Annotated in this window: 21 protein-coding genes and 1 pseudogene; 15 read left to right on the top strand and 7 right to left on the bottom strand. The window is 72.7% G+C overall.

The features are described 5' to 3' along the window. Positions 1-161: 161 nt before the first annotated feature. Positions 162-1,967 carry a phosphatidylglycerol lysyltransferase domain-containing protein gene (locus AB0M39_RS21565; protein ID WP_365366664.1) on the bottom strand — a complete coding sequence of 602 codons (1,806 nt, stop codon included), beginning with the start codon at positions 1,965-1,967 and terminating at the stop codon, positions 162-164. A gap of 180 nt (positions 1,968-2,147) precedes the next feature. On the opposite strand from AB0M39_RS21565, the gene AB0M39_RS21560 reads away from it, so the two are divergent. Further along, positions 2,148-3,260 (top strand): alpha/beta hydrolase-fold protein, encoded by a 1,113-nt coding sequence (locus AB0M39_RS21560; protein WP_365366662.1) that lies wholly within the window; start codon positions 2,148-2,150, stop codon positions 3,258-3,260. Between the two features lie 204 nt (positions 3,261-3,464). Here the strand turns inward: AB0M39_RS21560 and AB0M39_RS21555 are convergent. After that, a pseudogene (locus AB0M39_RS21555) lies at positions 3,465-4,607 on the bottom strand (betaine/proline/choline family ABC transporter ATP-binding protein); the annotation flags it as partial. Between the two features lie 128 nt (positions 4,608-4,735). Here AB0M39_RS21555 and AB0M39_RS21550 point away from each other — a divergent pair. The 4 genes from AB0M39_RS21550 to AB0M39_RS21535 all read left to right on the top strand — a co-directional run bounded on the left by AB0M39_RS21550 (position 4,736) and on the right by AB0M39_RS21535 (position 8,403). Beyond that, a complete protein-coding gene (locus AB0M39_RS21550) occupies positions 4,736-5,452 on the top strand; it encodes an ABC transporter permease (protein ID WP_365366660.1) in 717 nt (238 codons plus the stop codon). Positions 5,453-5,468: 16 nt separating this feature from the next. Next, positions 5,469-6,143, top strand: a complete 675-nt coding sequence (locus AB0M39_RS21545) for an ABC transporter permease (RefSeq protein ID WP_365366658.1) — start codon at positions 5,469-5,471, stop codon at positions 6,141-6,143. An 84-nt stretch (positions 6,144-6,227) separates the two neighbouring features. Next, a complete protein-coding gene (locus AB0M39_RS21540; RefSeq protein WP_365366656.1) occupies positions 6,228-7,199 on the top strand; it encodes an ABC transporter substrate-binding protein in 972 nt (323 codons plus the stop codon). A gap of 106 nt (positions 7,200-7,305) precedes the next feature. Continuing rightward, positions 7,306-8,403, top strand: a complete 1,098-nt coding sequence (locus AB0M39_RS21535; protein WP_365366654.1) for a hypothetical protein — start codon at positions 7,306-7,308, stop codon at positions 8,401-8,403. Between the two features lie 120 nt (positions 8,404-8,523). On the opposite strand, the gene AB0M39_RS21530 is transcribed toward AB0M39_RS21535, so the two are convergent. Together AB0M39_RS21530 and AB0M39_RS21525 are read right to left on the bottom strand one after the other, a co-directional pair. Continuing rightward, positions 8,524-9,666 carry an NADH-quinone oxidoreductase subunit D gene (locus AB0M39_RS21530; RefSeq protein ID WP_365366652.1) on the bottom strand — a complete coding sequence of 381 codons (1,143 nt, stop codon included), beginning with the start codon at positions 9,664-9,666 and terminating at the stop codon, positions 8,524-8,526. 444 nt (positions 9,667-10,110) lie between these two features. Further along, entirely contained in the window at positions 10,111-11,046 is a 936-nt protein-coding gene (locus tag AB0M39_RS21525; protein ID WP_365366674.1) for an SAM-dependent methyltransferase, read from the bottom strand. A gap of 207 nt (positions 11,047-11,253) precedes the next feature. Between AB0M39_RS21525 and AB0M39_RS21520 the strand changes: the two genes are divergently transcribed. From AB0M39_RS21520 to AB0M39_RS21510, 3 genes are all read left to right on the top strand, one after another. Continuing rightward, on the top strand, positions 11,254-12,456 hold the full coding sequence (locus AB0M39_RS21520) for a sensor histidine kinase (protein ID WP_365366650.1): 1,203 nt from the start codon (positions 11,254-11,256) through the stop codon (positions 12,454-12,456). A 108-nt stretch (positions 12,457-12,564) separates the two neighbouring features. Continuing rightward, positions 12,565-13,239, top strand: coding sequence for a response regulator transcription factor (locus AB0M39_RS21515; protein WP_365366648.1), 675 nt, complete (start codon positions 12,565-12,567; stop codon positions 13,237-13,239). A gap of 3 nt (positions 13,240-13,242) precedes the next feature. Next, complete coding sequence (locus tag AB0M39_RS21510) at positions 13,243-13,845, top strand: AAA family ATPase (protein WP_365366646.1); 603 nt, start codon at positions 13,243-13,245, stop codon at positions 13,843-13,845. A gap of 114 nt (positions 13,846-13,959) precedes the next feature. Here the strand turns inward: AB0M39_RS21510 and AB0M39_RS21505 are convergent, their stop codons facing one another. Then, positions 13,960-14,277: a helix-turn-helix domain-containing protein gene (locus AB0M39_RS21505; RefSeq protein WP_365366644.1), complete on the bottom strand. Its 318-nt coding sequence runs from the start codon at positions 14,275-14,277 to the stop codon at positions 13,960-13,962. Positions 14,278-14,445: 168 nt separating this feature from the next. On the opposite strand from AB0M39_RS21505, the gene AB0M39_RS21500 reads away from it, so the two are divergent. Further along, a complete protein-coding gene (locus tag AB0M39_RS21500) occupies positions 14,446-15,432 on the top strand; it encodes a zinc-binding dehydrogenase (protein ID WP_365366642.1) in 987 nt (328 codons plus the stop codon). On the opposite strand, the gene AB0M39_RS21495 is transcribed toward AB0M39_RS21500, so the two are convergent. Further along, the gene (locus AB0M39_RS21495; protein WP_365366672.1) at positions 15,429-16,526 is read right to left on the bottom strand and encodes a DUF5937 family protein; all 1,098 of its coding nucleotides are present in this window, start codon (positions 16,524-16,526) and stop codon (positions 15,429-15,431) included. The two genes, AB0M39_RS21500 and AB0M39_RS21495, sit on opposite strands and share 4 nt — an antisense overlap. Positions 16,527-16,633: 107 nt before the next feature. Between AB0M39_RS21495 and AB0M39_RS21490 the strand changes: the two genes are divergently transcribed. Beyond that, positions 16,634-16,927, top strand: coding sequence for a hypothetical protein (locus AB0M39_RS21490; RefSeq protein ID WP_365366640.1), 294 nt, complete (start codon positions 16,634-16,636; stop codon positions 16,925-16,927). Between the two features lie 220 nt (positions 16,928-17,147). On the opposite strand, the gene AB0M39_RS21485 is transcribed toward AB0M39_RS21490, so the two are convergent. Next, on the bottom strand, positions 17,148-18,395 hold the full coding sequence (locus AB0M39_RS21485) for a beta-eliminating lyase-related protein (RefSeq protein ID WP_365366638.1): 1,248 nt from the start codon (positions 18,393-18,395) through the stop codon (positions 17,148-17,150). A 149-nt stretch (positions 18,396-18,544) separates the two neighbouring features. Between AB0M39_RS21485 and AB0M39_RS21480 the strand changes: the two genes are divergently transcribed. From AB0M39_RS21480 to AB0M39_RS21460, 5 genes are read left to right on the top strand one after another with little or no spacing between them, the layout of a single operon-like run. Beyond that, on the top strand, positions 18,545-19,465 hold the full coding sequence (locus tag AB0M39_RS21480) for a DUF2520 domain-containing protein (protein WP_365366636.1): 921 nt from the start codon (positions 18,545-18,547) through the stop codon (positions 19,463-19,465). Then, entirely contained in the window at positions 19,462-20,475 is a 1,014-nt protein-coding gene (panC, locus tag AB0M39_RS21475) for a pantoate--beta-alanine ligase (protein WP_365366634.1), read from the top strand. Before AB0M39_RS21480 ends, panC begins: the two co-directional genes overlap by 4 nt. Beyond that, positions 20,472-22,175: an L-aspartate oxidase gene (locus tag AB0M39_RS21470; RefSeq protein ID WP_365366632.1), complete on the top strand. Its 1,704-nt coding sequence runs from the start codon at positions 20,472-20,474 to the stop codon at positions 22,173-22,175. Before panC ends, AB0M39_RS21470 begins: the two co-directional genes overlap by 4 nt. A gap of 2 nt (positions 22,176-22,177) precedes the next feature. Beyond that, complete coding sequence (gene nadC, locus AB0M39_RS21465) at positions 22,178-23,203, top strand: carboxylating nicotinate-nucleotide diphosphorylase (RefSeq protein WP_365366630.1); 1,026 nt, start codon at positions 22,178-22,180, stop codon at positions 23,201-23,203. Beyond that, positions 23,203-24,000 (top strand): type III pantothenate kinase, encoded by a 798-nt coding sequence (locus tag AB0M39_RS21460; protein ID WP_365366628.1) that lies wholly within the window; start codon positions 23,203-23,205, stop codon positions 23,998-24,000. The genes nadC and AB0M39_RS21460 overlap by 1 nt, the downstream gene beginning before the upstream one ends. Positions 24,001-24,525: the final 525 nt, after the last annotated feature.

Raw genomic sequence — 24,525 nt, 5'->3', positions numbered from 1 at the left:
GCAGGGCGCTGCCGGAGCCGGCGGTCCTCGTGGTGAAGCAGGGCGCGGCCGGGGCGACGGCGTACGTACGGCAGCAGAGCCAGCCGAGCCAACAGATGCTTGCGTGGGGCCCGGCGACGGGCCCCGGTCTTGCGCGGGCCCGGCGACGGGCCCGGGTCGGGCTACGCCGCGCGGACCTCGCGCTCGGGCGTCGCGACGATGTGGGCGCAGGGGCGGGGCCGGCCCGCCTTCCCCCGTCGCGGGAAGGGGCGGGGAAGGGCGAGGTTCACGAAGCCCTCCGCCTGCATCGCGGCGAAGCCGATCCGCGGCAGGTCCCGGGTGTTGCGGAAGACCACGAAGCGCGGCTCCCAGCGGGGGCGGAACTTCGCGTTGAACTTGTACAGCGACTCGATCTGGAACCAGCGGGAGAGGAAGACCAGCAGTCCGCGCCAGACCCGGAGCACCGGGCCCGCGCCGATCTTCTCGCCGCGCGCCAGCGCCGAGCGGAACATCGCGAAGTTCAGCGAGACGCGCTCGATCTTCAGCGCCGGCGACGCCTGGAGCGCCGCCACGATCAGCAGCTCGTTCATGCCCGGGTCCGCCGAGCGGTCCCGGCGCATCAGCTCCAGGGACATCCCGTCCGTACCCCACGGAACGAAGTGGATGATCGCCTTCACATCGCCGTACGGGGAGTCCTCGTCCCCTTCGTCCTTCTTGTGCGCCGTGGCGATCACCGCGTCGCCGTCGGCCGCGTCGCCGATCCGGCCGAGCGCCATCGAGAAGCCGCGCTCGGTGTCCGTCCCGCGCCAGTCGGCCGCGGCCCGGCGGATCTGCTCCAGCTCGACGTCGCTCAGGTCACGGGCGCGCCGTACGCGGGTCTCGTACCCATTGCGCTCGATGCGCTTCACCATCTGGCGCACGTTTCGCATCGCGCGCCCAGTAAGGGAGAAATCCGCGACATCCACCACCGCCTCGTCTCCCAGCTCCAGGGCGTCCAGGCCCGTCTCCCGGGTCCAGACCTCGCCGCCGGTCTCCGAGCAGCCCATCACCGCCGGAGTCCACGAGTGCGCCTTGGCCTCGTCCATGAAGCGCTCGATCGCGCCCGGCCACGCCTCGACGTCGCCGATCGGGTCGCCGCTGGCGAGCATCACCCCGGAGACCACGCGGTAGCAGACCGCCGCCTTGCCGCTGGGCGAGAAGACCACGCCCTTGTCGCGGCGGAGCGCGAAGTGGCCCAGCGAGTCCCGGCCGCCGTGCTTGGCCAGCAGTTCGCGCAGCCTCGCCTCGTCGTCCTCGGTCAGCTGCGCCGCCGGGTGCTCGGGCCGGAACGCCAGATAGATCGTGGTGACCGCGGTCAGCAGGCCGAGCGCACCGAGCGAGTAGCCGACGGTCCAGGAGACCCGGCCCGCGTAGTCGACGGGGCCCTCGAAGCCGAAGAGCCCGAACAGCACGTGCTCGAGCCGGTCGGTCAGGCTCGGGCTGCCGATCACCCGCTTGGGGTGGGCGCTGACGATCACCAGGCCGAGCCCGATGGAGCCCGCGCCCATGACGACGAAGTTGGCGAGCGCCTTCCAGCGGCTGCGCGGGTCGGGCAGCGCCGCGAACTGGCCGCGGTGCCGCAGCAGCAGCGCCAGCAGCGCCAGCGAGAGCAGCACGCCGATGTAGGAGTGCCGGTAGACGAACTGGCTCACCGCCCCCACCGGCAGCAGGATCACAGCCGCCCGCCAGGCCCGCCGCTTATGGCGCTTGAGCCCGTGGGCGAGCAGGAGCAGCAGCACGCCCGCGCTCAGCGAGAGCGCCGCGGCGAACGGCCCGGTGGCGCCCGGCAGCACTTCGGCGAGCGAGTGCATCCGGCTGTGGCGGAAGCGGGGGAAGACCCCGGCCGCGATGTCGATCAGGCCGATGACCGCAGCGGCCGTGCCGACAAGCGCAGGGACGGATTCGGATCGGGGGCCGCGCAGAACGCGGCGTACCCAATCCGGAACCATTCCTGATTTGTCCCCATCTATGGTTGCAGACATCGCTTCCCGTGGCTCCGCAAGAGTTCCTGAGTCCGTCAGCCTCACGTCTTTCGGCTTCGGACGATTTGCGCTCTCTAGGACGGCACTTCCGGGGAGCGGGTTCACTCGCTCTCCGGAAATTCTCAAGGAAGAAAGCTCACGCGACTCATGGGTCTGACGAGTAACAAAGTTCTGGCCTTGGCCGTTGTGGTGGCATTGCTGCTGTTCGCGGCCACCATCTGGCTCTGGCCGCGCCTCGCCCGCAAGAGCTGGCGAGCCGTGACCGGCAGGATCGGGCTGCTGCTCGCGACTCAGCTCGCGCTCTTCGCCGCGGTCGGCCTCGCCGCCAACAACTCCTTCCTCTTCTACGGGTCCTGGTCCGACCTCTTCGGCCAGGAGCAGGACATGGGGGTCGTCGTCGACCACTCGGCCGGCGGGAAGAACATCAAGGTCGTCGAGAAGAAGGAGCTGGACGTCCCCGGCGGCTCGCGCCCCGCGGTCGGCGGCCAGATACAGAAGATCGTCATAGCCGGCGAGAAGTCGAAGATCGACAGCCCGGCGTACGTCTATCTGCCGCCGGAGTACTTCCAGGCGAAATACGCGAAGCGCACCTTCCCCGCCTCGGTCGTGCTGACCGGATACCCGGGCACCGCGGAGAACCTGCTCAAGGGGCTCAAGTACCCCAAGACCGCGTACCAGCAGGCCAAGGACGGCAAGATGCAGCCGATGATCCTGGTGATGATGCGGCCGACGGTCGCGCCGCCCCGGGACACCGAGTGCGTGGACATTCCGGGCGGGCCGCAGACCGAGACCTTCTTCGCCAAGGATCTGCCCAGCGCGATCTCCGAGTCGTACCGCGTCGGGACCAAGCCGGAGAACTGGGGCTTCATCGGGAACTCCACCGGCGGCTACTGCGCGTTGAAGATCGCGATGCACCACCCCGAGCAGTTCGCGGCGAGCGCCGGGCTGTCCGCGTACTACAAGGCCGCCGAGGACCCGACGACCGGCGACCTCTTCCACGGCAACGGGGACGAGCGCAAGCGCGCCAATCTGCTGTGGAGCCTGGACAACCTGCCCCAGGGCAAGTCCTCGTTCCTGGTCACCACGTCGAAGCAGGGCGAGGGGAACCTCAGCGCGACCAGGGACTTCATCAAGAAGGTGAAGGCGCCGGCGCGCGTCTCCTCGATCACGCTGGACAGCGGCGGGCACAACTTCAACACCTGGCGGCGGGAGATACCGCCGACCCTGGAGTGGATCAGCGGCCGCCTGAGCGCGACGTGACGGGCCTTCGGATCAGTCCTTGGCGACCGGCGCCGGGGCGGTAGCGCTCTTGGAGGCTGTCGGGGCGGCCGCGCCCTGGGAGTCTGTCGGGGCGGCCGCGCCCTGGGAGTCTGATGGGGAGGTCGCGTCCTGGGGGTCTGTTGGGGAGGCCGCGTCCTGGGCGTCCGTCGTGTCGGCCGTCTCCTTCGGGGGCCTCGTCCCGGCGACCGTAGTGATCGACTCCAGCTCTACCTCCGTACGCGAGATCGCCTGAGCGTCCGCGTCGATCGACCGGCGCAGCGCCTCGTGCAGCTTCGCCGGGGTCAGCACCCCAAGGAACCGGCCCGTCTCCTCCTCGTCGATGACCGCGATCCACCCCGCGTCGTGCTGGAGCATCGTCGCGAACGCCTGCTTCAGGGAGGCTCCGACGGGCAGCCAGGCCTCCATACGGCGGGCGTGCTCGCGTACGGAGCCCTTCTCGCGCGCCTGCTCGGCGGAGATCCAGCCGTGCAGATCGCCCGCCGCGTCCAGCACGACCGCCCAGCGCGAGCCGAGGTCGCGGGGCAGCGGGTCGTCGAGCCGCACGACGGGCGGCTGCTCCAGATCGCCCTCCTCGATGGGGGTGACCGACAGCCGCTTGAGGCCGCGGTCCGCGCCCACGAAGTCCGCCACATACGCGGTGGCCGGCGCGCCGAGCACCGCCGCCGGCGCGTCGAACTGCTCGATCCTGCCGTGCCCGTAGACCGCGATGCGGTCGCCGAGGCGCACGGCCTCCTCGATGTCATGGGTGACGAAGAGCACGGTCTTGCGGACCTGGGACTGCAGCCGCAGGAACTCGTTCTGCAGGTGCTCGCGCACCACCGGGTCGACCGCGCCGAACGGCTCGTCCATCAGCAGCACCGGCGGATCCGCGGCCAGCGCCCGGGCCACGCCGACGCGCTGGCGCTGGCCGCCGGAGAGCTGCTCGGGGTAGCGGTCGCCGTACACCGACGGGTCCAGCCCCACCAGGTCGAGGAGCTCGGCGGCGCGCTCACGGCCCTTGCCGCGCTTCCAGCCGAGGAGATGGGGGACGGTGGCGGTGTTCTCCAGGACCGTCTTGTGCGGGAAGAGACCGACCTGCTGGATCACATAGCCGATGCGGCGGCGCAGTTGGACGGGGTCTATCTCCGATATGTCGTCCCCGTCCAGGAATATCCGGCCGCTGCTCGGCTCGATGAGCCGGTTGACCATTTTCATGGTGGTGGTCTTGCCGCAGCCCGACGGTCCCACGAGCGTGACCAGTTCGCCCTCGGCGACCTCGAAGGAGAGGTCGTCGACGGCCGTCGTGCCGTCCGGGTACCGCTTGGTGACGTGCTCGAAACGGATCATGGTTCCCCATTGTGACGGGTGTTGTGTGAAGGCCATGTTGCTGCACTGTGGCGGCCCTCGGCGATTGTCAGTGGTCGGGGATAGGGTCGCCAGACATACGTTCGGCAGGGGTGGGGAGGTGGAGACGCATGAGCGCAGAGCTCGCCGCGCAGAGCTGTCTGGCGGCCAATGACTGGATCTGCGGGGAGTATCTCCGCTCCCGCAGCGAGGAGCTGACCGACGCCACCGTCCAGCATGTGTGGATCACGGTCGTGTCGGTGCTCATCGGCCTCGCCGTCGCGTTCCCGCTGGCCTTGCTGGCCCGCGCCAAGCCGCGGCTGGCCGGCCCGGTGCTGGGCCTGACGACCCTGCTCTACACGATCCCGTCGCTGGCGATGTTCTCGCTGCTGCTGCCGGTCTTCGGACTGTCGGCGGCGCTCGTGGTGACCGGACTCGTGCTGTACTCGCTCACCATCCTCGTGCGGAACATCATGGCCGGCCTGGCCGCCGTGCCCGCCGAGGCGCGCGAGGCCGCCCGCGGCATGGGGTACGGACCGGCGCGCCTGCTCTGGGAGGTCGAACTGCCCTTGGCGCTGCCCGCGCTGATGGCGGGCGTGCGGATCGCCACCGTCTCGACCGTCGCCCTGACGACGGTCGGCGCGCTCGTCGGCAAGGGCGGCCTGGGCAACCTCATAGACGACGGAGTGCAGACCACCTTCAAGGCGCAGGTGCTGACCGCGTCCCTGCTCTGCGTGCTCCTGGCGGCGGTCGCCGACCTGCTGCTGCTCGGCGTGCAGCGGCTGCTGACGCCCTGGACCCGAATACGGACGGCGGGGCCCACGCCGGGGATCAAGAGGGCGGTCTGATGGGGGGAACGGTCTGATGGGGGTAGTCGCCGACGCCTGGACCTGGCTCGCCACCGGATCCAACTGGTCCGGAGAGAGCGGCGCCTGGAACCGCCTGGGCGAGCATGTGTACGTCAGCGGGGTCGCCCTCCTCCTGGCCTGCGCCATCGCCCTGCCGATCGCGCTCTGGCTCGGGCACGTCGGCAAGGGCGGCGCGCTCGCGGTCAACATCTCCAACGCGGGCCGGGCGATCCCCGTCTTCGCGGTCCTCGCCCTGTTCATGCTCACGCCGATGCGCAGCGCCGGCTATCTGCCGACGATCATCGCCCTGGTGCTGTTCGCGGTGCCACCGCTGCTGACCAACGCGTACGTCGGCATGCGCGAGGTGGACCGCGCGGTCGTGGAGGCCGCGCGGGGCATGGGGATGTCCGGCGGCCAGCTCTTCCTGCGCGTCGAGCTCCCGCTGGCGTACCCCCTGTTGATGACCGGTCTGCGCTCGGCGGCCGTGCAGGTGGTGGCCACGGCGACCATCGCCTCGATGGTGGGCCAGGGCGGCCTGGGCCGGATCATCACCGCCGGCTTCAACACCTACAACACCCCGCAGGTCGTGGCGGGCGCCCTCCTCGCGGCGCTGCTCGCGCTCCTCGTGGAGGGGGCGCTGGTGGCGGCCGACCGGCTGCTGAGCCCCCTGCGCAAGGCCGCCCACCCGTAAGACCGCGCTGCTGCAAGGCCGTGCTCCCGTAACGGCCGCGCTCCCTGCGCAAGACCGTGTGACACCACTTGGACGGAGAACCTGATGAGCAAGATCTCGCGCCTCGCGGGAGCAGTACTCGGTGTGGTCGCCCTGACGGGTTCCCTCGCCGCGTGCGGCGGCGACAGCCTGGAGAAGGAGAAGGCCGGCGGCTCCGCGGGCGGCGGCTCGGGCAAGAAGGGCGGGCTCGTCGTCGGCTCCGCGGCCTTCACCGAGTCCAAGGTGCTCGCCGAGCTCTACGCCCAGATCCTCGGGGACGCCGGATGGTCCACGTCGATCACCACGGTGAAGAACCGCGAGCTGTACGAGCCCTCCCTGGAGAAGGGCGAGATCGACGTCGTCCCCGAGTACGCGGCGACCCTCGCCGAGTTCCTCAACGCCCAGGCGAACGGGCCGAAGGCGCCCGAGGAGAAGCCCGTGGCCTCCTCCGACGTCGCCGCCACCGTCGCCGGGCTCACCAAGCTCGCCGAGGAGCGCGGGCTGAAGGTGCTCCCCGCGGGCAAGGCCGTCGACCAGAACGCCTTCGCGGTGAGCGAGGAGTTCGCCGAGAAGAACAAGCTCAAGACCCTCTCGGACCTCGGCAAGTCCAAGCTGAAGGTGAAGATCGCGGCGGGCGACGAGTGCGAGGTGCGGCCGTTCTGCGCACCGGGTCTGAAGAAGACCTACGGCATCGACGTGTCGGGCATCGACCCCAAGGGCGTCGGCACCCCGCAGGCCAAGCAGGCGGTCAAGGACGGCGACGTCGAGCTGGTGCTGACCTCGACCACGGACGCCGTGCTGGACGGGCTGGTCTTCCTCGAGGACGACAAGAAGCTCCAGAACGCCGACAACGTCCTTCCGGTGGTCAACGCCAAGGACGCCGGCGGCAAGGAGATAGCCGACGTGCTCGGCAAGCTCACCCAGGTGCTGACCACCGAGGACCTCGCCGAGCTGAACCGCAAGGTGGACGCCGAGCGCGCGAAGCCCAAGGACGTCGCGAAGGAGTATCTGGAGTCCAAGGGCCTGCTCAAGAAGTAGCCGCCGACCGGCGACGACGACACCAGGGCGCGACCCGGCGCTCCTCCTCCAGAGATTTGCCGGGCCGACACCCCATAGGGCGTCTACGCACGGTAAATTTCAGGCCATGCCACGTGGACGCCACCGCCATTCCCCACCCCTTCACAGGCTGCTGCCGCCTTCGGCGGTCGCAGGGACGTCGGTCCTGTGCGCCGCCGGCGCGTGGTTCCTGGCGGATCCAGCGGTGCTCCGATCACTGGTCGCGGCGGCCGCCGCCGCCGCGGTCACCGGCGCTGTCCTCATGCGCAGCTGGGACCGGGGCGCAGGCCGCCGGGTCGCGGAGCTCACGCGCGCCCGCGCCAGCGACCAGTGGAAGACCGACGAGCGCATAGCCGAGCTGGAGACCGACCTCGACGAGTCCCGCGAGCTGCGCGCCAAGCTCGACGCGAAGCTGCGCGCCAAGCGGGTCGAGCTCGCCTCGCTGCGCGGCGAGCACGCCGCGCTGCTCAGGCGGTACGCCACCGCGGAGACCGAGCGGGCCAGCGCCCTGGAGGGCCGGCGTCAGCTCGCCATCGAGGCGGCGGCCCCGGCCAAGGCGCTGCCCGCGGCGGGGTCCACGCCCACGCCGGCCACGTTCCTGCGGGCCGCGAAGGCCCTGGACGACCTGTCGCGCAACGCGGCCGCGCAGGAGGCGAAGCGCACCGTCGAAGAGGCGCGCGCCCGCGATCTGGCCGAACGGGCGAGTGAGGCGGACGAACCGCAGGGGAAGCACGCGGCGGCCGCCGGGACAGAGCACACCCGCCCGTCGTCCGCCACCGTCCCCGCACGGCGTCCCATGCCCAAGGCCGCGGCGATCGTTCCGTACGGACCGCCGCGCCGTCCCACCCGCCCGCTGGGCGGCTTCGACTTCTTCGGCACCGGCTCGGGGGAGGGCGAAGGCGAGAGCGAGGGCGTGGCCGAGGGCTCGACGGCTGAAGCGGCGGAGGCGGCGGAAGCAGGGGCGGCGGCAGCCGGCTCGGAGGCCGGCTCGTCGGCAGGCGCCCAGAAGGCCATCGCGGCGATCGAGGCCGTGCAGAACGAGGACCTCGCCGACGTGGTGGGCGAGGAGGCCCTGGCCGAGCGCAAGGCGTCCGGCCCCCGCGCGGTCGGCAAGGTCATCGACCTGACGGCGCACGACGAGACCGAGCAGCTGGACGTCGGCGAGCTGCGCAGCGCGATCTCCTGACGGCCGACACTGCCGCGGAAACGCTCCTGCACGGAGAGAGCCGTCGAGTCCCGGGACGGCGCCGCGCGGGGGCGTTCTGCTTGTGCAGGGGGGTCTTAGTGTCGAGCTGGTGTCGAGGCGCTACTTGTCGATGTCGCCGACGACGAAGAACAGCGAGCCCAGGATCGCCACCATGTCCGCGACCAGCGTCCCGGGCAGCAGCTCGGTCAGCGCCTGGATGTTGTTGAACGACGCGGAGCGGAGCTTGAGGCGGTACGGCGTCTTCTCGCCCTTGGAGACCAGGTAGTAGCCGTTGATGCCGAGAGGGTTCTCGGTCCAGGCGTACGTGTGGCCCTCAGGGGCCTTGAGCACCTTCGGCAGCCGCTGGTTGATCGGCCCCGGCGCCAGCTCCTCCAGCCGGTCCAGGCACGCGTCCGCCAGCTCCAGCGCGTTGTGGGTCTGCTCCAGCAGCACCTCGAAGCGGGCCAGGCAGTCGCCCTCGGCGCGGGTGACGACCTTGAGCGTGTCCTGCAGATCGCCGTACGCGAGATACGGCTCGTCCCGCCGCAGATCGAAGTCGACGCCCGAGGCACGGGCGATCGGCCCGCTCACCCCGTACGCGTGGACCGCGTCGGCCGACAGCACGCCGACGTCGCGGGTCCGGCCCCGGAAGATCTCGTTGCCGAGGACCAGACGGTCGTACACGTCCATCCGCGAGCGCACATCGGCGACGGTGAGCCGGGCGCGGCCGAGCCAGCCGGCCGGGAGGTCCTCCTTCAGCCCGCCGACCCGGTTGAACATGTAGTGCATCCGGCCGCCGGAGACCTCCTCCATCACGGCTTGGAGCTCCTCGCGCTCCCGGAACGCGTGGAACACCGGGGTGATCCCGCCCAGCTCGAGCGGGTACGAGCCGAGGAACATCAGATGGTTGAGAACCCGGTTGAGCTCGGCGAGGAGCGTACGCGTCCACACCGCGCGCTCGGGGACCTCCATGCCGAGCATCCGCTCGACGGCCATGACGACGCCGAGCTCGTTGGAGAACGCGGAGAGCCAGTCGTGGCGGTTGGCGAGCATGATGATCTGGCGGTAGTCGCGGGCCTCGAAGAGCTTCTCCGCGCCTCGGTGCATATAGCCGATCACCGGCTCGGCGTGCTGGATGCGCTCGCCGTCGAGGACGAGGCGGAGGCGGAGGACGCCGTGGGTGGAGGGGTGCTGGGGGCCGATGTTGAGCACCATGTCGGTGCTTTCTGCGGCGCCGCCGATGCCGACCGTGGTCTCCGTCATGGGCGACAGTATCCCCCTACGGGGGCGGGGGAGGCGCTGTGGGGGCGGGGGCGCCGGGGCCGCGGGGCGGGGGTTGCCGAGGGGCGCGGCGTGCCTGCGGGGCGGGGGCGCTGACGGCGCGCCGTGGCCTGCGGGGCTCTGCCCCGGACCCCGGTCCTCAATCGCCGGACGGGCTGATTTCAGGGGCTCTGCCCCGGACCCCGGTCCTCAATCGCCGGACGGGCTGGGGTGGGCCGTGGCTCGGGTGTGGGCGAGGTGGGCAGTGCCTCAAACGCCGGCGGGGCTGGGATGGGCCGTGCCTCAGGCGAGGCGGGGAGGGAGGCGGCTGTGGCGTAGGCGAGGGCGCGGCGTGGCTTGCGGGGCTCCGCCCCCGGACCCGCGCCTCAAACTCCCCCAGACTTCGTCCGGGGGGACCCCCACGGGCTGATTTCGGGGGCTCCGCCCTCAGGCACCCGCAGGGGCGGTGGTGGGTTGGTGGAGCCAGGTGAAGTCGCCCAGGCCGCCCCCGGCCGTCAGTTCTGCCGCCTCGCTCGCCGTCGAGAGGGCCCGGATGTAGGCCGTCGGGTTCGTGGAGGCCAGGGACAGGGGTGGGCGTTCGCCGGAGACGCCGAGGGTCGCGAGGGCCTCGCGCTGGGAGGTCAGCTCCGCTTTGTCGGAGGCGGCGGAGGAGGCGGCGGCGCAGGCGTCCAGGGCCACGTGGGCGGTGATGTCGCAGGTCCCGTCCGGGACCGGGCGGACCTCGCGGCCCGCGCGGAAGCCGGTCAGGGTGCCGAAGGGAGGACGGGAGGAGGCGTCGTGGGCGTAGTCGACGGCGACCGCCAGACCCCGGTCCAGGCAGCCCGCCGCCCGCGCCCACGCCTCGTCGCGCGGGCGGCCGATCTCGGCGCGCGTTCCCGGCTCCGTCAAGGGCCACCAGCGCGCCAGCCAGTCCGCGTCCGGGCCCACGACGGGGTCGCCGAGGCGTTCCGTGCCGTCCGCGCGGACGAGGACGTACCGCGGCACGCCCCGCCCGTCCGCCTCCGCGACGTCCACCGGGACGTTGTCCAGCCACTCGTTGGCGAAGAGCAGCCCGCTCACCCCCGCCGGGGGCTCCTGCGCCCACTCGACGCGGGGATCCACGCCCGCGGGACGGGCCGCGCGCTCGACGGCGTACGCCCGTACCGGGAAACCGGCGGGGAGCGCCGCCAGCACGCCCGTGAGCAGCTCGCCGCGGCCCGCGCCCATGTCGACGAGGGCGGGCTCGGCGATCCCGTGCTCCTCCGCCGTCGCGAGCAGCAGCCGGGCGACCGCGGCGGCGAAGAGCGGCGAGGCGTGCACCGACGTACGGAAGTGCCCGGCCGGTCCTTCGGGGCGCCTATAGAAGCCGTCAGGCCCGTACAGCGCGGCTTCCGTCGCCTCGCGCCAGCCCCGCCAGCCCGGCCCCCGACGTGATCCAGTCGGCGCCCCATAAGGCTCGTCACACGGCTCGTCACACGGCTCGTCATACGTCACGCGCACAAGTCTCCACCTTGCGGAGTACGCCTCCGTCCACCGGATCGCCCCTCCGGTTGACCCCTGCACCTATCGGCTGTCCCTACGCTGGGTTACGTGCAGCGCCTCTACGACTTCATCCGCAGACACCCGACGGGCGTCGACACCTTCTGGGCCGTCGTCCTGTTCGGGCTCACCATGCTGTGGGTGGTCTCGGTACCGGACGGGTCCACCGACCGCCTGTGGGCGGCCCTCATTCTTCCGCTGCTGAGCCTGGTGATCGCGCTGCGCCGGCGGATGCCGGAGAAGATGCTGGTCCTCGCGGCAGCCGTGGGCGTCGCCCAGCTCGCGCTGGACATCATGGTCAACGTCGCGGACTTCGCGATGCTGGTGATCATCTACACGGTCGCCGCCCACGAGCGCCCGCGCTGGGCCTCCCGCCTCGCGCTGATCGGCGGACTGTCCGCGGCGCCCCTGGCGGCCATACGGTGGCCCGTGGACAAGGACGGCAGCGTCGCCAGCCATGTCTTCTTCGCGGTGATCACAACGGTGCCGTTCGTGCTGGCCTGGGTGCTCGGCGACTCGATACGCACCCGGCGGGCGTACTTCGCCCAGCTCGAGGAGCGCGCCACGCGGCTGGAGAAGGAGCGCGAGGCGCAGTCCAAGGTGGCGGTCGCCGCCGAGCGCGCCAGGATCGCGCGCGAACTGCACGACGTCGTCGCCCACAACGTCTCGGTGATGGTGGTCCAGGCCGACGGCGCCGCCTACGTCCTGGACGCCGCCCCCGACCAGGCCAAGCAGGCGCTGGAGACCATCTCGACCACCGGCCGCCAGGCCCTCGCCGAGATGCGCAGACTGCTCGGCGTGCTGCGCACCGGCGACGCCCCGGAGAGCGGCGAGTACGTCCCGCAGCCCGATGTGCAGCAGATCGAGGACCTGGTCGAGCAGGTGCGCGGCGCCGGGCTGACCGTGGACTTCAAGATCGAGGGGACGCCGCGTCCGCTGCCGAGCGGCGTCGAGCTCACCGCGTACCGCATCGTGCAGGAGGCGCTGACCAACACCCGCAAGCACGGCGGCCCGGAGGCCGGCGCCAGCGTGCGGCTGGTCTACTTCGACGACGGCCTCGGGCTGCTGGTGGAGGACGACGGCCGCGGCTCCGCGCACGAGCTGTACGAGGACGGCGGCGCGGACGGCCGCGGCCATGGGCTCATCGGCATGCGCGAGCGCGTCGGTATGGTCGGCGGAACGCTCGACGCGGGGCCGCGGCCCGGCGGCGGGTTCCGCATCAGCGCACTGCTCCCGCTCAAGCCCGCACACTAGGCCGACCATGGGGCTGTCCACTCGGTCGACCATGAGGTCGTCCAACGGGCCGCCCGCCTACCTCGTCACCGACCAAAGCCCGCCACGAGAGACCGAGGACCTGCTGAGATGTCCATCCGCGTGATGCTCGTCGACGACCAGATGCTGCTGCGCACCGGATTCCGGATGGTGCTCGCCGCCCAGCCCGACATGGAGGTCGTCGCGGAGGCGGGCGACGGCGCGGAGGCGATCGAGAACCTCCGCACCACGCCCGTGGACGTCGTGCTGATGGACGTGCGCATGCCGCGGCTGGACGGCGTCGAGGCGACCCGGCGCATCTGCGCCCAGCCGAACGCGCCCAAGGTGCTGATCCTGACCACCTTCGACCTGGACGAGTACGCCTTCTCCGGGCTGAAGGCGGGCGCCAGCGGCTTCATGCTCAAGGACGTGCCGCCGGCCGAGCTCCTCGGCGCGATCCGGTCCGTGCACAGCGGCGACGCGGTGGTCGCGCCGTCGACCACGCGCCGGCTGCTCGACCGCTTCTCGCCGATGCTGCCGAGCAGCGGCAAGGAGCCCCAGCACAAGGAGATCGAGAAGCTCACCGAGCGCGAGCGCGAGGTGATGCTGCTGGTCGCCCAGGGCATGTCGAACGGCGAGATCGCGGCCCGGCTGGTGCTCTCCGAGGCCACCGTCAAGACCCATGTGGGCCGCATCCTCACCAAGCTCAGCCTGCGCGACCGCGTGCAGGTGGTGGTGCTGGCGTACGAGACCGGCCTGGTGCGGGCGGGCGGCGGAGCGGCCTGACCCGTGCTGCTGTGGATCAACGGCCCGTTCGGCGGCGGCAAGACCCAGACCGCGCACGAGCTTCAGCGGCGACTGCCCGGCAGCGTCGTCAGCGACCCCGAGCACGTGGGCTTCGGCCTGCACCGGATGCTGCCGGCGCCGCTGCGCGCGGACTTCCAGGACCTCGCGTCCTGGCGCCACGGCGTCCACGAGGTCCTGGATCTCGCGCTGCGCGGGTACGAGGGCGTGGTGATCGTCCCCATGACCGTCGTGGAGCCCGCGTACTTCGAGGAGACGGTGGGGCGCCTGCGTGAGGCCGGGCACGAGGTGCACCACTTCGCGCTGCTCGCCGAGCGCGAGACGGTGCTGCGCCGGCTGACCGAGCGGGGGCTGGGACGCGGGCTGAAGCGGGAGAGCTTCGCGGTGGGGATGCTGGACCGGTGTCTGGAGCGGCTGAGCGGGCCGGAGTTCGCCGAGCACATCCGTACGGACGCGGTGAGCGTGCCGCAGGTGGCCGACCGTATCGCCCGCTCGGCGGGGCTGACCCTGGCGCCGAACACGGACGGGCCGCTGAAGCACCGGCTGCGCAAGGCGTGGACGGGGATCAAGCACATCCGCTTCGACTGACCGGCTGCTTCGGCGTACTGGCTCCGCTGGCTGGCTGGGAGACCGGGTGACCGACTGGCCGCCGGGCCGTCCGGCCGTCCGGCCTCCCGGTCGCTTACGCCCGCCTGCGCGCGCCTAGTCGCCCCGCAGGACGAGTGCGAGCAGTCCCGGAAAGCGCTCGTCGAACTCCGCCCGCCGCAGCCGGTTGACGCGCTTGGGGCCGAGGTCGCGCTGCTCCACCAGCCCGGCGCCGCGCAGCACCGAGAAGTGGTGGCTGAGGGCCGCCTTGCGCACCGGCACGTCGAAGGAGCCGCACGCGCGCGTCCACTCCTGCGATGCGGCGAGCTCGCGGACGATCTGGATGCGTACGGGGTCGGCGAGGGCGTCGAGCGCGGCGAGGAGCGGGACGTCGTCGGGGTGGGTGTGCTCGGGCGCGGGCCGGTGACTGCTCATGTCCCTGTCCTGATCCTCTCGGCGGTCATGTTCTCGGCTCGGTGGTCATGTTCTCGACGTGCTCGTGCGCGGTGCTCGTGCTCGGTGCTCGGGCTCGCACTTGTCGAGTGTTCGATGATGGTCGTACACTCCGAGTGTTCGCTTTCCATTGAACACTCGGAGTCCATTATGCGCGCAATACAGGTGACGGAGTTCGGCGAGCCCGACGTGCTGCGACTGGTCGACACGGACGCACCCGAGCCCGGCCCCGGCGAGGTCGCCATAGACGTCGCCTACGCCGGGGTGAACTTCGCCGAGATCCTCGCCAGGTCCACCGGCTTCCGAGTGCCGCAAGTGCCCTTCCGCCCCGGACTCGAGGTCTCGGGCCGTGTGCGAGCGCTCGGCGAGGGCGCCGCGGACCTGACCGACCTGAGCATCGGGCAGGAGGTCGCCGCCTTCCTCCCGCACGGCGGCTACGCCGAGGTCGCGGTCGCGCCCGCCGCCCAGGTCCTCCCGATCCCGGACGGCGTCTCGCTGCGCACGGCGGCCACGCTGCCGACGGTGCTGCCCACCGCGCACGCGCTGGTCCACGAGGTGGGGCGGCTGCGGGCGGGCGAGAGCCTGCTCGTACGGGCCGCCGCGGGCGGAGTCGGCACGGTGGCGGGCCAGTTGGCCAAGCGCGTCGGCGCGGGAGCCGTGTACGGCGTCGTGTCGTCCCCCGCCAAGGCGGAGTTCGCCCTCGAGCACGGCTACGACCAGGTGTTCGTCGGCGACGACTGGGAGCGGCAGGCGGCCGAGGCGACCGGCGGGCGCGGCGTCGATCTGGTCCTCGACCCCCTGGGCGGGGAGCAGTTGCTGCGCGCTCTCGACGTGCTCGCGCCCTTCGGCCGGGTGGTCTCCTTCGGCAACGCCAGCCACGAGGACCCATGGCGGCTCGGGGCGGCGGAGCTCAACTCCGCCGGGCGCTCGGCGGCGGCCTTCTCGATCATGATGCTGGCGCGCGCGGAGCCGGGCGCGCTGCGCGCGCTGTCGCAGCGGGCGTTCCAGCCGGTCGCGGACGGGGCGGTGGAGCTGCCCGTCACCGCCGAACTGCCGCTGGCGGAGGCGGCGCAGGCGCACCGGCTGATCGAGAGCCGTACGACGACGGGCAAGCTGCTCCTCCGGGTCACGGGCTAGCGGAGCACCATCTCCAGGAGGTCGCTGCCCAGGCGGGCGACCGCGGACACGTCCAGCTGGTGCAGTACGTAACGGCCGCGCCGCCGGGTGGAGATCAGCCCCGCCTTCTTGAGCACGGCCAGATGGCGGGAGACCTCGGGGGCGGTGATCCCGTACGAGTCCGCCAGCTCGCTCGTCGTGTACGGAGCGCGGGCGAGGTTGCGGCACAGGCGCAGGCGCATCGGGTGGGCCAGCGCCTCCATTCGGAGCTTCAGCAGCTCGACGGGCGCGGCGCCGGGGAGCTCGGGGGAGCCGACCGGGTAGTGGACGACGGGCCGCCAGCCCGGGGCGTGGAGCACCATCAGATGCGGCCAGCCGAAGCTGGAGGGCACGAACGAGACCCCGGCGCCCACGGCCGGGTCCACGGCGGTCGTCCGTCCGTCGGCGAGCTTGTCGGCGCAGATGCGGTCGCCGTCCGCGTCCAGCGAGAGCGCGGGGGAGACCGCGTGCAGCGCCTCGGCGAGGCCCTTGTGCCGCAGGATCTCGGTCTTGTGGCGGGCGTCGGCGGCGAGCTGGGTGCGCACGCGCCGCCAGGTGTCGGCGAAGAAGGCCTGGTCGCAGTCCTCGAAGAGACGGCGTATCCAGGCGCGTACGGACGCGGGGTCGTCGAGGAGCCGACGGGTGAAGTCGAGCTGCTTGGGGCCGCGGGTGGCGGCGAGTTCGAGCGCGCGGTCGCGGCGCACCGGCCCCCCGACGCCGTACTGGCTGGAGCAGGTGAACTCCAGCGCGGCGGCCACGAACCGCTCCTCGTCCAGCCGGTCGAGCATGTCCAGCTCTTCGCCGATGGTCGCGCCGGTGCTCCCGCCCTCGCCGGCCGGGAGCCCCGCGAAGGGCATGAACACGTCCGAGAAAGTCGAACGCCACAGGAAGTCCGCCTCGTGCAGCCGGTCGGCGAGGTCCGGCTTGAGGCTCGCCGAGGTGGCGGTGGCCCAGCCGTGCAGCCCGGGATGGTGCCCCGGCTCGGCCAGCGCGTGCAGCGCCACGCCGAGCTCGGCGAGGGGGGATATGTCGAAGACGATGCGCTCAGGGGGAAGGCCCGCTATATCGATGCTCACGCTCACGCGTCCCATAGTGCGGCGTGCGGGGGAGCGGCCCCCACTCAATTGACGGGCCTGGTCAATCGACGCGACGCCGGACGCGGGGCGGGCGCAGCGTGATGGGCATGAACGCCATGCATCAGTACATGCTCGACAGCTACCGCTCCTCGCAGCAGCACGGCGACCGCACGCCGCCGCAGCCCGGTCTGCACGACTGGCAGGTGGTGCGCGAGGTCTGCGACTACCGCCGCCTCCCGTCGGTCCTGCCCAGCCGCAGCGCCCAGGGCCGCAGCTGGCGCATTCGCAGCTCGCACAGCCGCAGCTCCAGCGGCCGCGGCTCCCCGGGCCGCAGCTCCCCGGGCCGCCTCCGCGCGACCCTCGCCCGCGCCCTCGGCCTGCGCGCCCGCCGGGCTGACTGACGCCGACCAGTCGGCGAGTGACCAGCCGACCAGCCAGCAGCCGACCAGAAGCCGCCGGGGGCCTCCCTCCCCCCCGCCCTCCCCCTCCCGCCCCCTCCCCCCGTTTCCTTTTTCGTGGCTCCGCAATGGAGCCTTCTACGAACCCCGACCAGCCTCAGCTGGCTGATCCCGCGCGGCCTCGCCGCACACGGGGTACCCCCTCCCGCCCTCCCCCCCCGCTCTAGCCGCCCAGCCTGCGTGCGAAGTCGGCTACGGCCTCCGCCACGTCCGTTCCCGTCCAGGACAGACCGTCTCGGCCCACCGCGACCTCCGTCACCGAGATGCCCGGCGGGCATCCCCACCCCTCGCCGAACCAGCGGCGGAACAGCGCCACCCCTGTCTCCTCCGCCTGTCTCAGCGACGCCTCGTTCAGCGCGTCCGCGTCGCCCGCCAGCCAGACCTGGAACTGGTGCGTGTGCGGGACCTCCGGGTGGACGCGGGACCAGCCCGCGCCGGCAGCCTCCAGGCTCTTGCGTATCGCCTCCGCCACCACCTTCGCGTGCGCCACGTACTCCGGCAGCAGCGGCAGCTCGCGCTCTAGGCCCAACAGGGCCGAGAGCACCGCCGGATACTGCTGGAAGACATCGCCCCCGTACCGATGCCGCCACGCCCGCGCCTCGTCGACCAGATCCTCGGGCCCCGCGAGCGCCGCCCCCGAGAGACCGTCCAGGGACTTGTAGAACGACACGTACACGCTGTCCGCGAGCGAGGCGATCTCGTCCAGCGGGCGGCCGAAGTGCGGGGCGCACTCCCACAGCCGCGCGCCGTCGAAGTGCACCACCGCATCCCGCTCCCGCGCCGCGGCCACCACGTCCACCAGCTCTTCCCAGGTCGGCAGCACGAAGCCGGCTTCCCGCAGCGGCAGTTCCAGCATCAGCGCGCCGAACGGCTCGTCGCAGTCCAGCACCTCCTCCGCCGTCGGCAGCCGCGGCTGCCGCGTCGGATGGACCGTGCGCAACCCGCTCACCACGCTGAACGCGTCCCGCTCGTGCACCTCCGGGTGCGCCGCCGGATGCAGCGCCACCGTCGCGTTCCCCGTCCGGCCCGCCCAGCTGCGCAGCGCCGCCTGCTGCGCCATCGTCCCCGTCGGGAAGAACGCGGCCGCGGGGAAGCCGAGCAGCCGCGCCACCCGCTGCTCCAGCTCCTCCACCACGCCGTTTCCGTACATGTCGGCCCACTGGTCCAGGTTGTAGACCTCGGCCGCGTCCGCGGCGAGCGCCGCGAGCCGCTCGCCGATCCGCAGCTCAGCCGACGAACGCCACAGGACACGGTCGGCGCTCCGCCACGCGGCGAGCCTCCGCTGCCGCTCATCGCGCTGGTCGTCAGGCCGCTCGTCGCGCTGCCCGTCGTGCAGGTCGTCGCGCCGCTCGTCGTGCTGCTCGCTCGGCTGGTCGCCAGGCCGAGCGCGCTGCTCACTGGTGTCTGCCATTCCTCGATCATCCTCCGGTCCGCGGACATCGCCCACAGCCTGTGGAAAACCTGCCTGTGGACAACCGGAAGTCGCTGGGAAACGCTGGCGTAGCATGACGAGAAATCGTCCGGTACCCCCCGCGGACTGGAACGGAAGGCCCCTACCGCGTGAATGCCACAGCACCACGACAACCGCTCGATCCGCGGGACCGCCCCGCCCGGCTCACCGTCGGCGTCGTCGGCGCCGGCCGGGTGGGCCCGGCTCTCGCGGCGTCGCTGCAGCTCGCCGGACACCGCCCGGTCGCCGTCTCGGGCGTCTCCGACGCCTCGGTGCGCAGAGCCGCCGCGCTCCTGCCCGAGGCGCCCGTCGTGCCCCCCGCCGAGGTGCTCGCGCGCGCGGAGCTGGTGCTGCTGACCGTTCCCGACGACGCGCTCCCCGGCCTGGTCGAGGGGCTCGCCGAGACCGGCGCCGTACGGCCCGGACAGCTGCTCGTGCACACCTCGGGGCGCTATGGCACGAAGGTGCTCGACCCCGCCCTGCGGGCCGGGGCGCTGCCGCTCGCCCTGCACCCCGCCATGACCTTCACCGGCACCGCCGTGGACGTCCAGCGGCTGGCCGGCTGCTCCTTCGGCGTGACCGCCCCCGAGGAGCTGCGGCTGGCCGCCGAGGCCCTGGTCATCGAGATGGGCGGCGAGCCCGAGTGGATCGAGGAGGAGGCCCGCCCGCTCTACCACGCGGCCCTCGCCCTCGGCGCGAACCACCTCGTCACCCTGGTCGCCCAGTCCATGGAGCTGCTGCGCGCCGCAGGGGTCTCCGCGCCCGACCGGATGCTCGGCCCGCTCCTCGGCGCGGCCCTGGACAACGCCCTGCGCTCGGGCGACGCCGCGCTCACCGGCCCCGTCGCCCGCGGCGACGCCGGCACCGTCGCCGCGCACGTGGCCGAGCTGCGCAAGCACGCGCCCGGCGCCGTCGCCGGCTATCTGGCGATGGCCCGCACCACCGCCGACCGGGCGCTCGCCCACGGAATGCTCAAGCCGGAGCTGGCGCAGGACCTGCTCGGCGTTCTCGCGGAGGGTGAGCAGCGATGAGCCACACCGTCGAACTGGTCTCCACCCGCCAGGACCTCGACCGTCTCCTCGACCGCTCCGCCGTCCCCGGCCGCACCGCCGTCGTGATGACCATGGGCGCCCTCCACGAAGGCCACGCCGCCCTCGTGCGCACCGCGCGCGAGCGCGTCGGCCGCGAGGGCCTCGTCGTCGTCACCGTCTTCGTCAACCCGCTGCAGTTCGGCGCGGGCGAGGACCTCGACCGCTACCCCCGCACGCTCGACGCCGACCTCAAGACGGCCGAACTGGCGGGCGCGGACGTGGTGTTCGCCCCCGGCGTGGAGGACGTCTACCCGGGCGGGGAGCCGCAGGTCACCATCGCCGCGGGCGCCATGGGCGAGAGGCTGGAAGGGGCCTCGCGCCCCGGTCACTTCGACGGCATGCTCACCGTCGTCGCCAAGCTGCTCCACCTCACCCGCCCCGACGTCGCCCTCTTCGGGGAGAAGGACGCCCAGCAGCTCGCCCTGATCCGCCGTATGGTCCGCGATCTGAACTTCCCCGTGGAGATCGTCGGCGTGCCGATCGTCCGGGAGTCCGACGGCCTGGCCATGTCCAGCCGCAACCGCTACCTGTCGACGGCGGAGCGCCGCACCGCCCTCGCCCTGTCCCGCGCGCTGTTCGCGGCGGGCGACCGCCTCGCCGCCCAACAGGCCCTGCACGCCCGCGCCGAGGCCATGCCGGCCGCCCCCGGCCGTACCGCCGCGCTCACCGCCATGGGCGAGGCGCGCGCCGCGGCCGACGCGCACGCGGTGGTCCTGGCGGCCCCCGCCGGGGGCGCCGACGCGGTGCGCGCCACGGCCCGCGCCGTCCTGGACGAGGCGGCGAGGGCACAGCCGCCGCTGGTGCTGGACTATCTGGCCCTGATCGAACCGGCTACCTTCGCCGAGGTCCCCGACGGCCACGGCGGCGAGGCGATCCTCGCGGTCGCCGCCAGAGTCGGCACGACCCGCCTGATCGACAACATCCATCTGACCTTCGGAGCCGACAAGTGACCGGAATACGGCTGAACGCCCCCGCCCCCGGCTGGGCCATCGAGGCCGACGTCGTCGTGGTCGGCTCGGGCGTCGCGGGCCTGACCGCGGCGCTGCGCTGCGCCGCCGCCGGGCTGAGCACGGTCGTGGTCACCAAGGCCCGCTTGGACGACGGCTCCACGCGCTGGGCGCAGGGCGGCATCGCGGCCGCGCTGGGCGAGGGCGACACCCCCGAGCAGCACCTGGACGACACCCTGGTCGCGGGCGCGGGCCTGTGCGACGAGGCGGCGGTGCGCACGCTGGTCACCGAGGGCCCGGGCGCGGTACGCCGACTGATCGCCACCGGGGCGCAGTTCGACACCTCCGACGCCGGCGAGATAGAGCTCACCCGGGAGGGCGGCCACCACCGCCGCCGGATCGCCCACGCGGGCGGCGACGCGACGGGCGCGGAGATCTCCCGGGCGCTGGTCGACGCGGTGCGCCAGGCGGGTCTGCGGACCATCGAGAACGCGCTGGTGCTGGACCTGCTGATGGACGCCGAGGGCCGTACGGCCGGCATCACCCTGCATGTGATGGGCGAGGGCCAGCACGACGGCGTCGGCGCGGTCCACTCGCCCACGGTCGTCCTCGCCACCGGCGGCATGGGCCAGGTGTTCTCGGCGACGACGAACCCGGCGGTCTCCACCGGCGACGGCGTGGCGCTCGCGCTGCGCGCCGGGGCGGAGGTCTCCGACCTGGAGTTCGTGCAGTTCCACCCGACGGTGCTCTTCCTCGGCGCGGACTCCGAGGGCCAGCAGCCGCTGGTCTCCGAGGCGGTACGAGGAGAGGGCGCCCATCTCGTCGACGCGTCCGGCACGCGGTTCATGGTCGGCCAGCACGAGCTCGCCGAGCTCGCCCCCCGCGACATCGTCGCCAAGGGCATCATGCGCCGGATGCAGGAGCAGGGCACGGAGCACATGTTCCTGGACGCCCGCCACTTCGGCGCCCGGATGTGGGAGCAGCGCTTCCCCACCATCCTGGCGGCCTGCCGTCAGCACGGCTTCGACCCGGTGACCGAGCCGATCCCGGTCGCCCCGGCCGCGCACTACGCCTCCGGCGGCGTGCGCACCGATCTGCACGGCCGTACGACCGTCCCCGGGCTGTACGCCTGCGGCGAGGTCGCCTGCACGGGCGTGCACGGCGCGAACCGCCTCGCGTCCAACTCCCTCCTGGAGGGACTGGTCTTCGCCGAGCGCATCGCCGCCGACATCGCCGCGGGCGCCGCCGCCGGCGCCACGCGCCCGGCCGGCCCGCCGGCGCCGCACGCGAGCCCCTCCGTGCTGCCGCTCATCGAGCCCGAGGTCCGCCACGAGATACAGCGGATCATGTCCCTGGGCGCGGGAGTGCTCCGCTCCGAGCGCAGCCTCAAGGACGCCGCCGAGGCCCTGGACGCCGTGTACCGCAACGCGGTCGAGGAGGGCTCGTCGAAGACGGCGGAGCCCGGCGTCGAGTCGTGGGAGACGTCGAACCTCCTGTGCGTCGCCCGGGTGCTGACCGCGGCCGCGCTGGAGCGCGAGGAGACCCGCGGCTGCCACTGGCGCGAGGACCGCCCCGACCGCGACGACGCCGGCTGGCGGCGCCATCTCGTCGTCACCGCGGCTCCCGACCGCAGCCTCCTCGTCCGCCGCACCGAGAACACCGACTTCGCCCCGACCGTCCCCGACGCCCCCCTGGAGCCGTAACCGTGAGCACGCCCGAAGAACGTCCGCAGCCCGTGGACGTACCGCTGATCCAGATCGGCGCCCCTGCCAGCGAGGCGGGCGGCTGCGGCGACGCCTGCGGCTGTTCCGGCGGCGACGAGGCGTACGACGAGCTGGAGTGCGGCCTGGACCCAGGCCTCGCCCAGCTGCTGGCCGACGCCGGCCTGGACCCCGTCCAGGTCGAGGACATCGCGCACCTCGCCCTCAGCGAGGACCTCGACGGCGGCGTCGACGTGACGAGCGTGGCGACGGTCCCCGCGGACGCGGTCGCCACCGGCGACTTCACCGCCAGGGAGGCCGGCACGGTCGCGGGCCTGCGGGTCGCCGAGGCGGTCCTGTCGATCGTCTGCACCGAGGCGTTCGCGGTGGAGCGGCACGTCGAGGACGGCGACCGCGTCGAGGCGGGCCAGACGCTGCTGTCCGTCACGGCCAACACCCGTGATCTGCTCACCGGAGAGCGCAGCGCGCTCAACATCCTGTGCCGCCTCTCCGGCATCGCGACCGCCACGCGCGCGTGGGCGGACGCGCTGGAGGGCACCAAGGCCCGGGTCCGCGACACCCGCAAGACGACGCCCGGCCTGCGCGCCCTGGAGAAGTACGCGGTGCGCTGCGGCGGCGGCGTCAACCACCGGATGTCGCTGTCGGACGCGGCGCTGGTCAAGGACAACCACGTGGTGGCGGCGGGCGGTGTGGCGCAGGCCTTCAAGGCGGTACGGGAGCGGTTCCCCGAGCTGCCCATCGAGGTCGAGGTGGACACGCTCCACCAGGTCCGCGAGGTGCTGGACGCGGGCGCCGACCTGATCCTGCTGGACAACTTCACCCCGGCTCAGACGGAGGAGGCCGTCGCGGTCGTCGCCTCCCGCGCGGCGCTGGAGTCCTCCGGCCGCCTCACCCTGGACAACGCCCGCGCCTACGCCGAGACGGGCGTGGACTACCTCGCCGTGGGCGCCCTGACGCACTCCTCGCCGATCCTCGACATCGGCCTGGACCTCCGTGAGGCTGAGCTCTGATGCTGCTCACGATCGACGTCGGCAACTCCCACACCGTGCTGGGGCTCTTCGACGGTGAGGAGATCGTCGAGCACTGGCGCGTGTCCACGGACCCGCGCCGCACGGCGGACGAGCTGGCCGTCCTGCTCAACGGCCTGATGGGCATGCATCCGCTGCTCGGCGACGAGCTGGGCGACGGCATCGAGGGCATCGCGATCTGCGCGACGGTCCCCTCGGTGCTGCACGAGCTGCGCGAGGTGACCAGGCGCTACTACGGCGACGTCCCGGCGGTGCTGGTGGAGCCCGGCATCAAGACGGGCGTGCCGATCCTGGTGGACAACCCGAAGGAGGTCGGCGCGGACCGGATCATCAACTCGGTCGCGGCGGTCGAGCTGTACGGCGGTCCGGCGATCGTCGTCGACTTCGGGACGGCGACGACGTTCGACGCGGTGAGCGCGCGCGGGGAGTACGCGGGCGGGGTGATCGCCCCCGGCATCGAGATCTCGGTCGAGGCGCTGGGCGTCAGGGGCGCGCAGCTCCGCAAGATCGAGCTGGCCCGTCCGCGCAGCGTGATCGGCAAGAACACGGTCGAGGCGATGCAGTCGGGGATCGTCTACGGCTTCGCGGGCCAGGTCGACGGCGTGGTCGAGCGCATGAAGCGCGAGCTGGCGGAGGACCCGGAGGAGGTCACGGTGATCGCCACGGGAGGTCTGGCCCCGATAGTCCTGGGCGAGGCGTCGGCGGTCGACGAGCACGAGCCGTGGCTGACGCTGATCGGCCTCCGCCTCGTCTACGAGCGCAACGTGTCCCGCATGTGAGCCACGCGAGCTGAGCGGTCCATGTGGTCCATGCGATCCATGCGAGCCAGGGGGCCCCTGAGACGCGCGTCGTCTCGGGGGCCTTCGCATGCGGGCCCTCGCTGCCGGGGCTTCGCATACGGGCCTCCGCATACCGGCCTTCGCACACGGGCCCTCGCATACCGGGCCTCGCTACGAGGCCTTCGCAGAGGGGGATGCCTCCGGGCACCGGCTGCGCGGCGACCGGCGCCCGCGGTGCCGACGGGGGCGCGGCGAGCTCCCGCGGCACGGGCTCGGGGGCCCTTCCTCACAGGGAGATGCCTCCGGGCCCGCACACGGCCGCGCGGCGGCCGGCACCCGCGGAGGGCCGCGGAGCAGGCGGGCGCGGTGAGCTCCCACCGCGCGGGCCGCGGGGTCCTGCCCGGCCCTCCCCGTCCCTCCGCTCGCCGACCAGCTCGCCTTCGCCGGGCCTCTGTCGCAGGACCAGGCCGCTGCGCGCCGGATTGGGCACTTCCCGCCGCGCGGGCCGCAGGGCCTGCCCGGCTC

Source organism: Streptomyces sp. NPDC051907 (assembly GCF_040681075.1).
In the GTDB taxonomy this organism is placed as follows: domain Bacteria; phylum Actinomycetota; class Actinomycetes; order Streptomycetales; family Streptomycetaceae; genus Streptomyces.
This window is presented reverse-complemented; position numbering and strand designations above follow the sequence as displayed.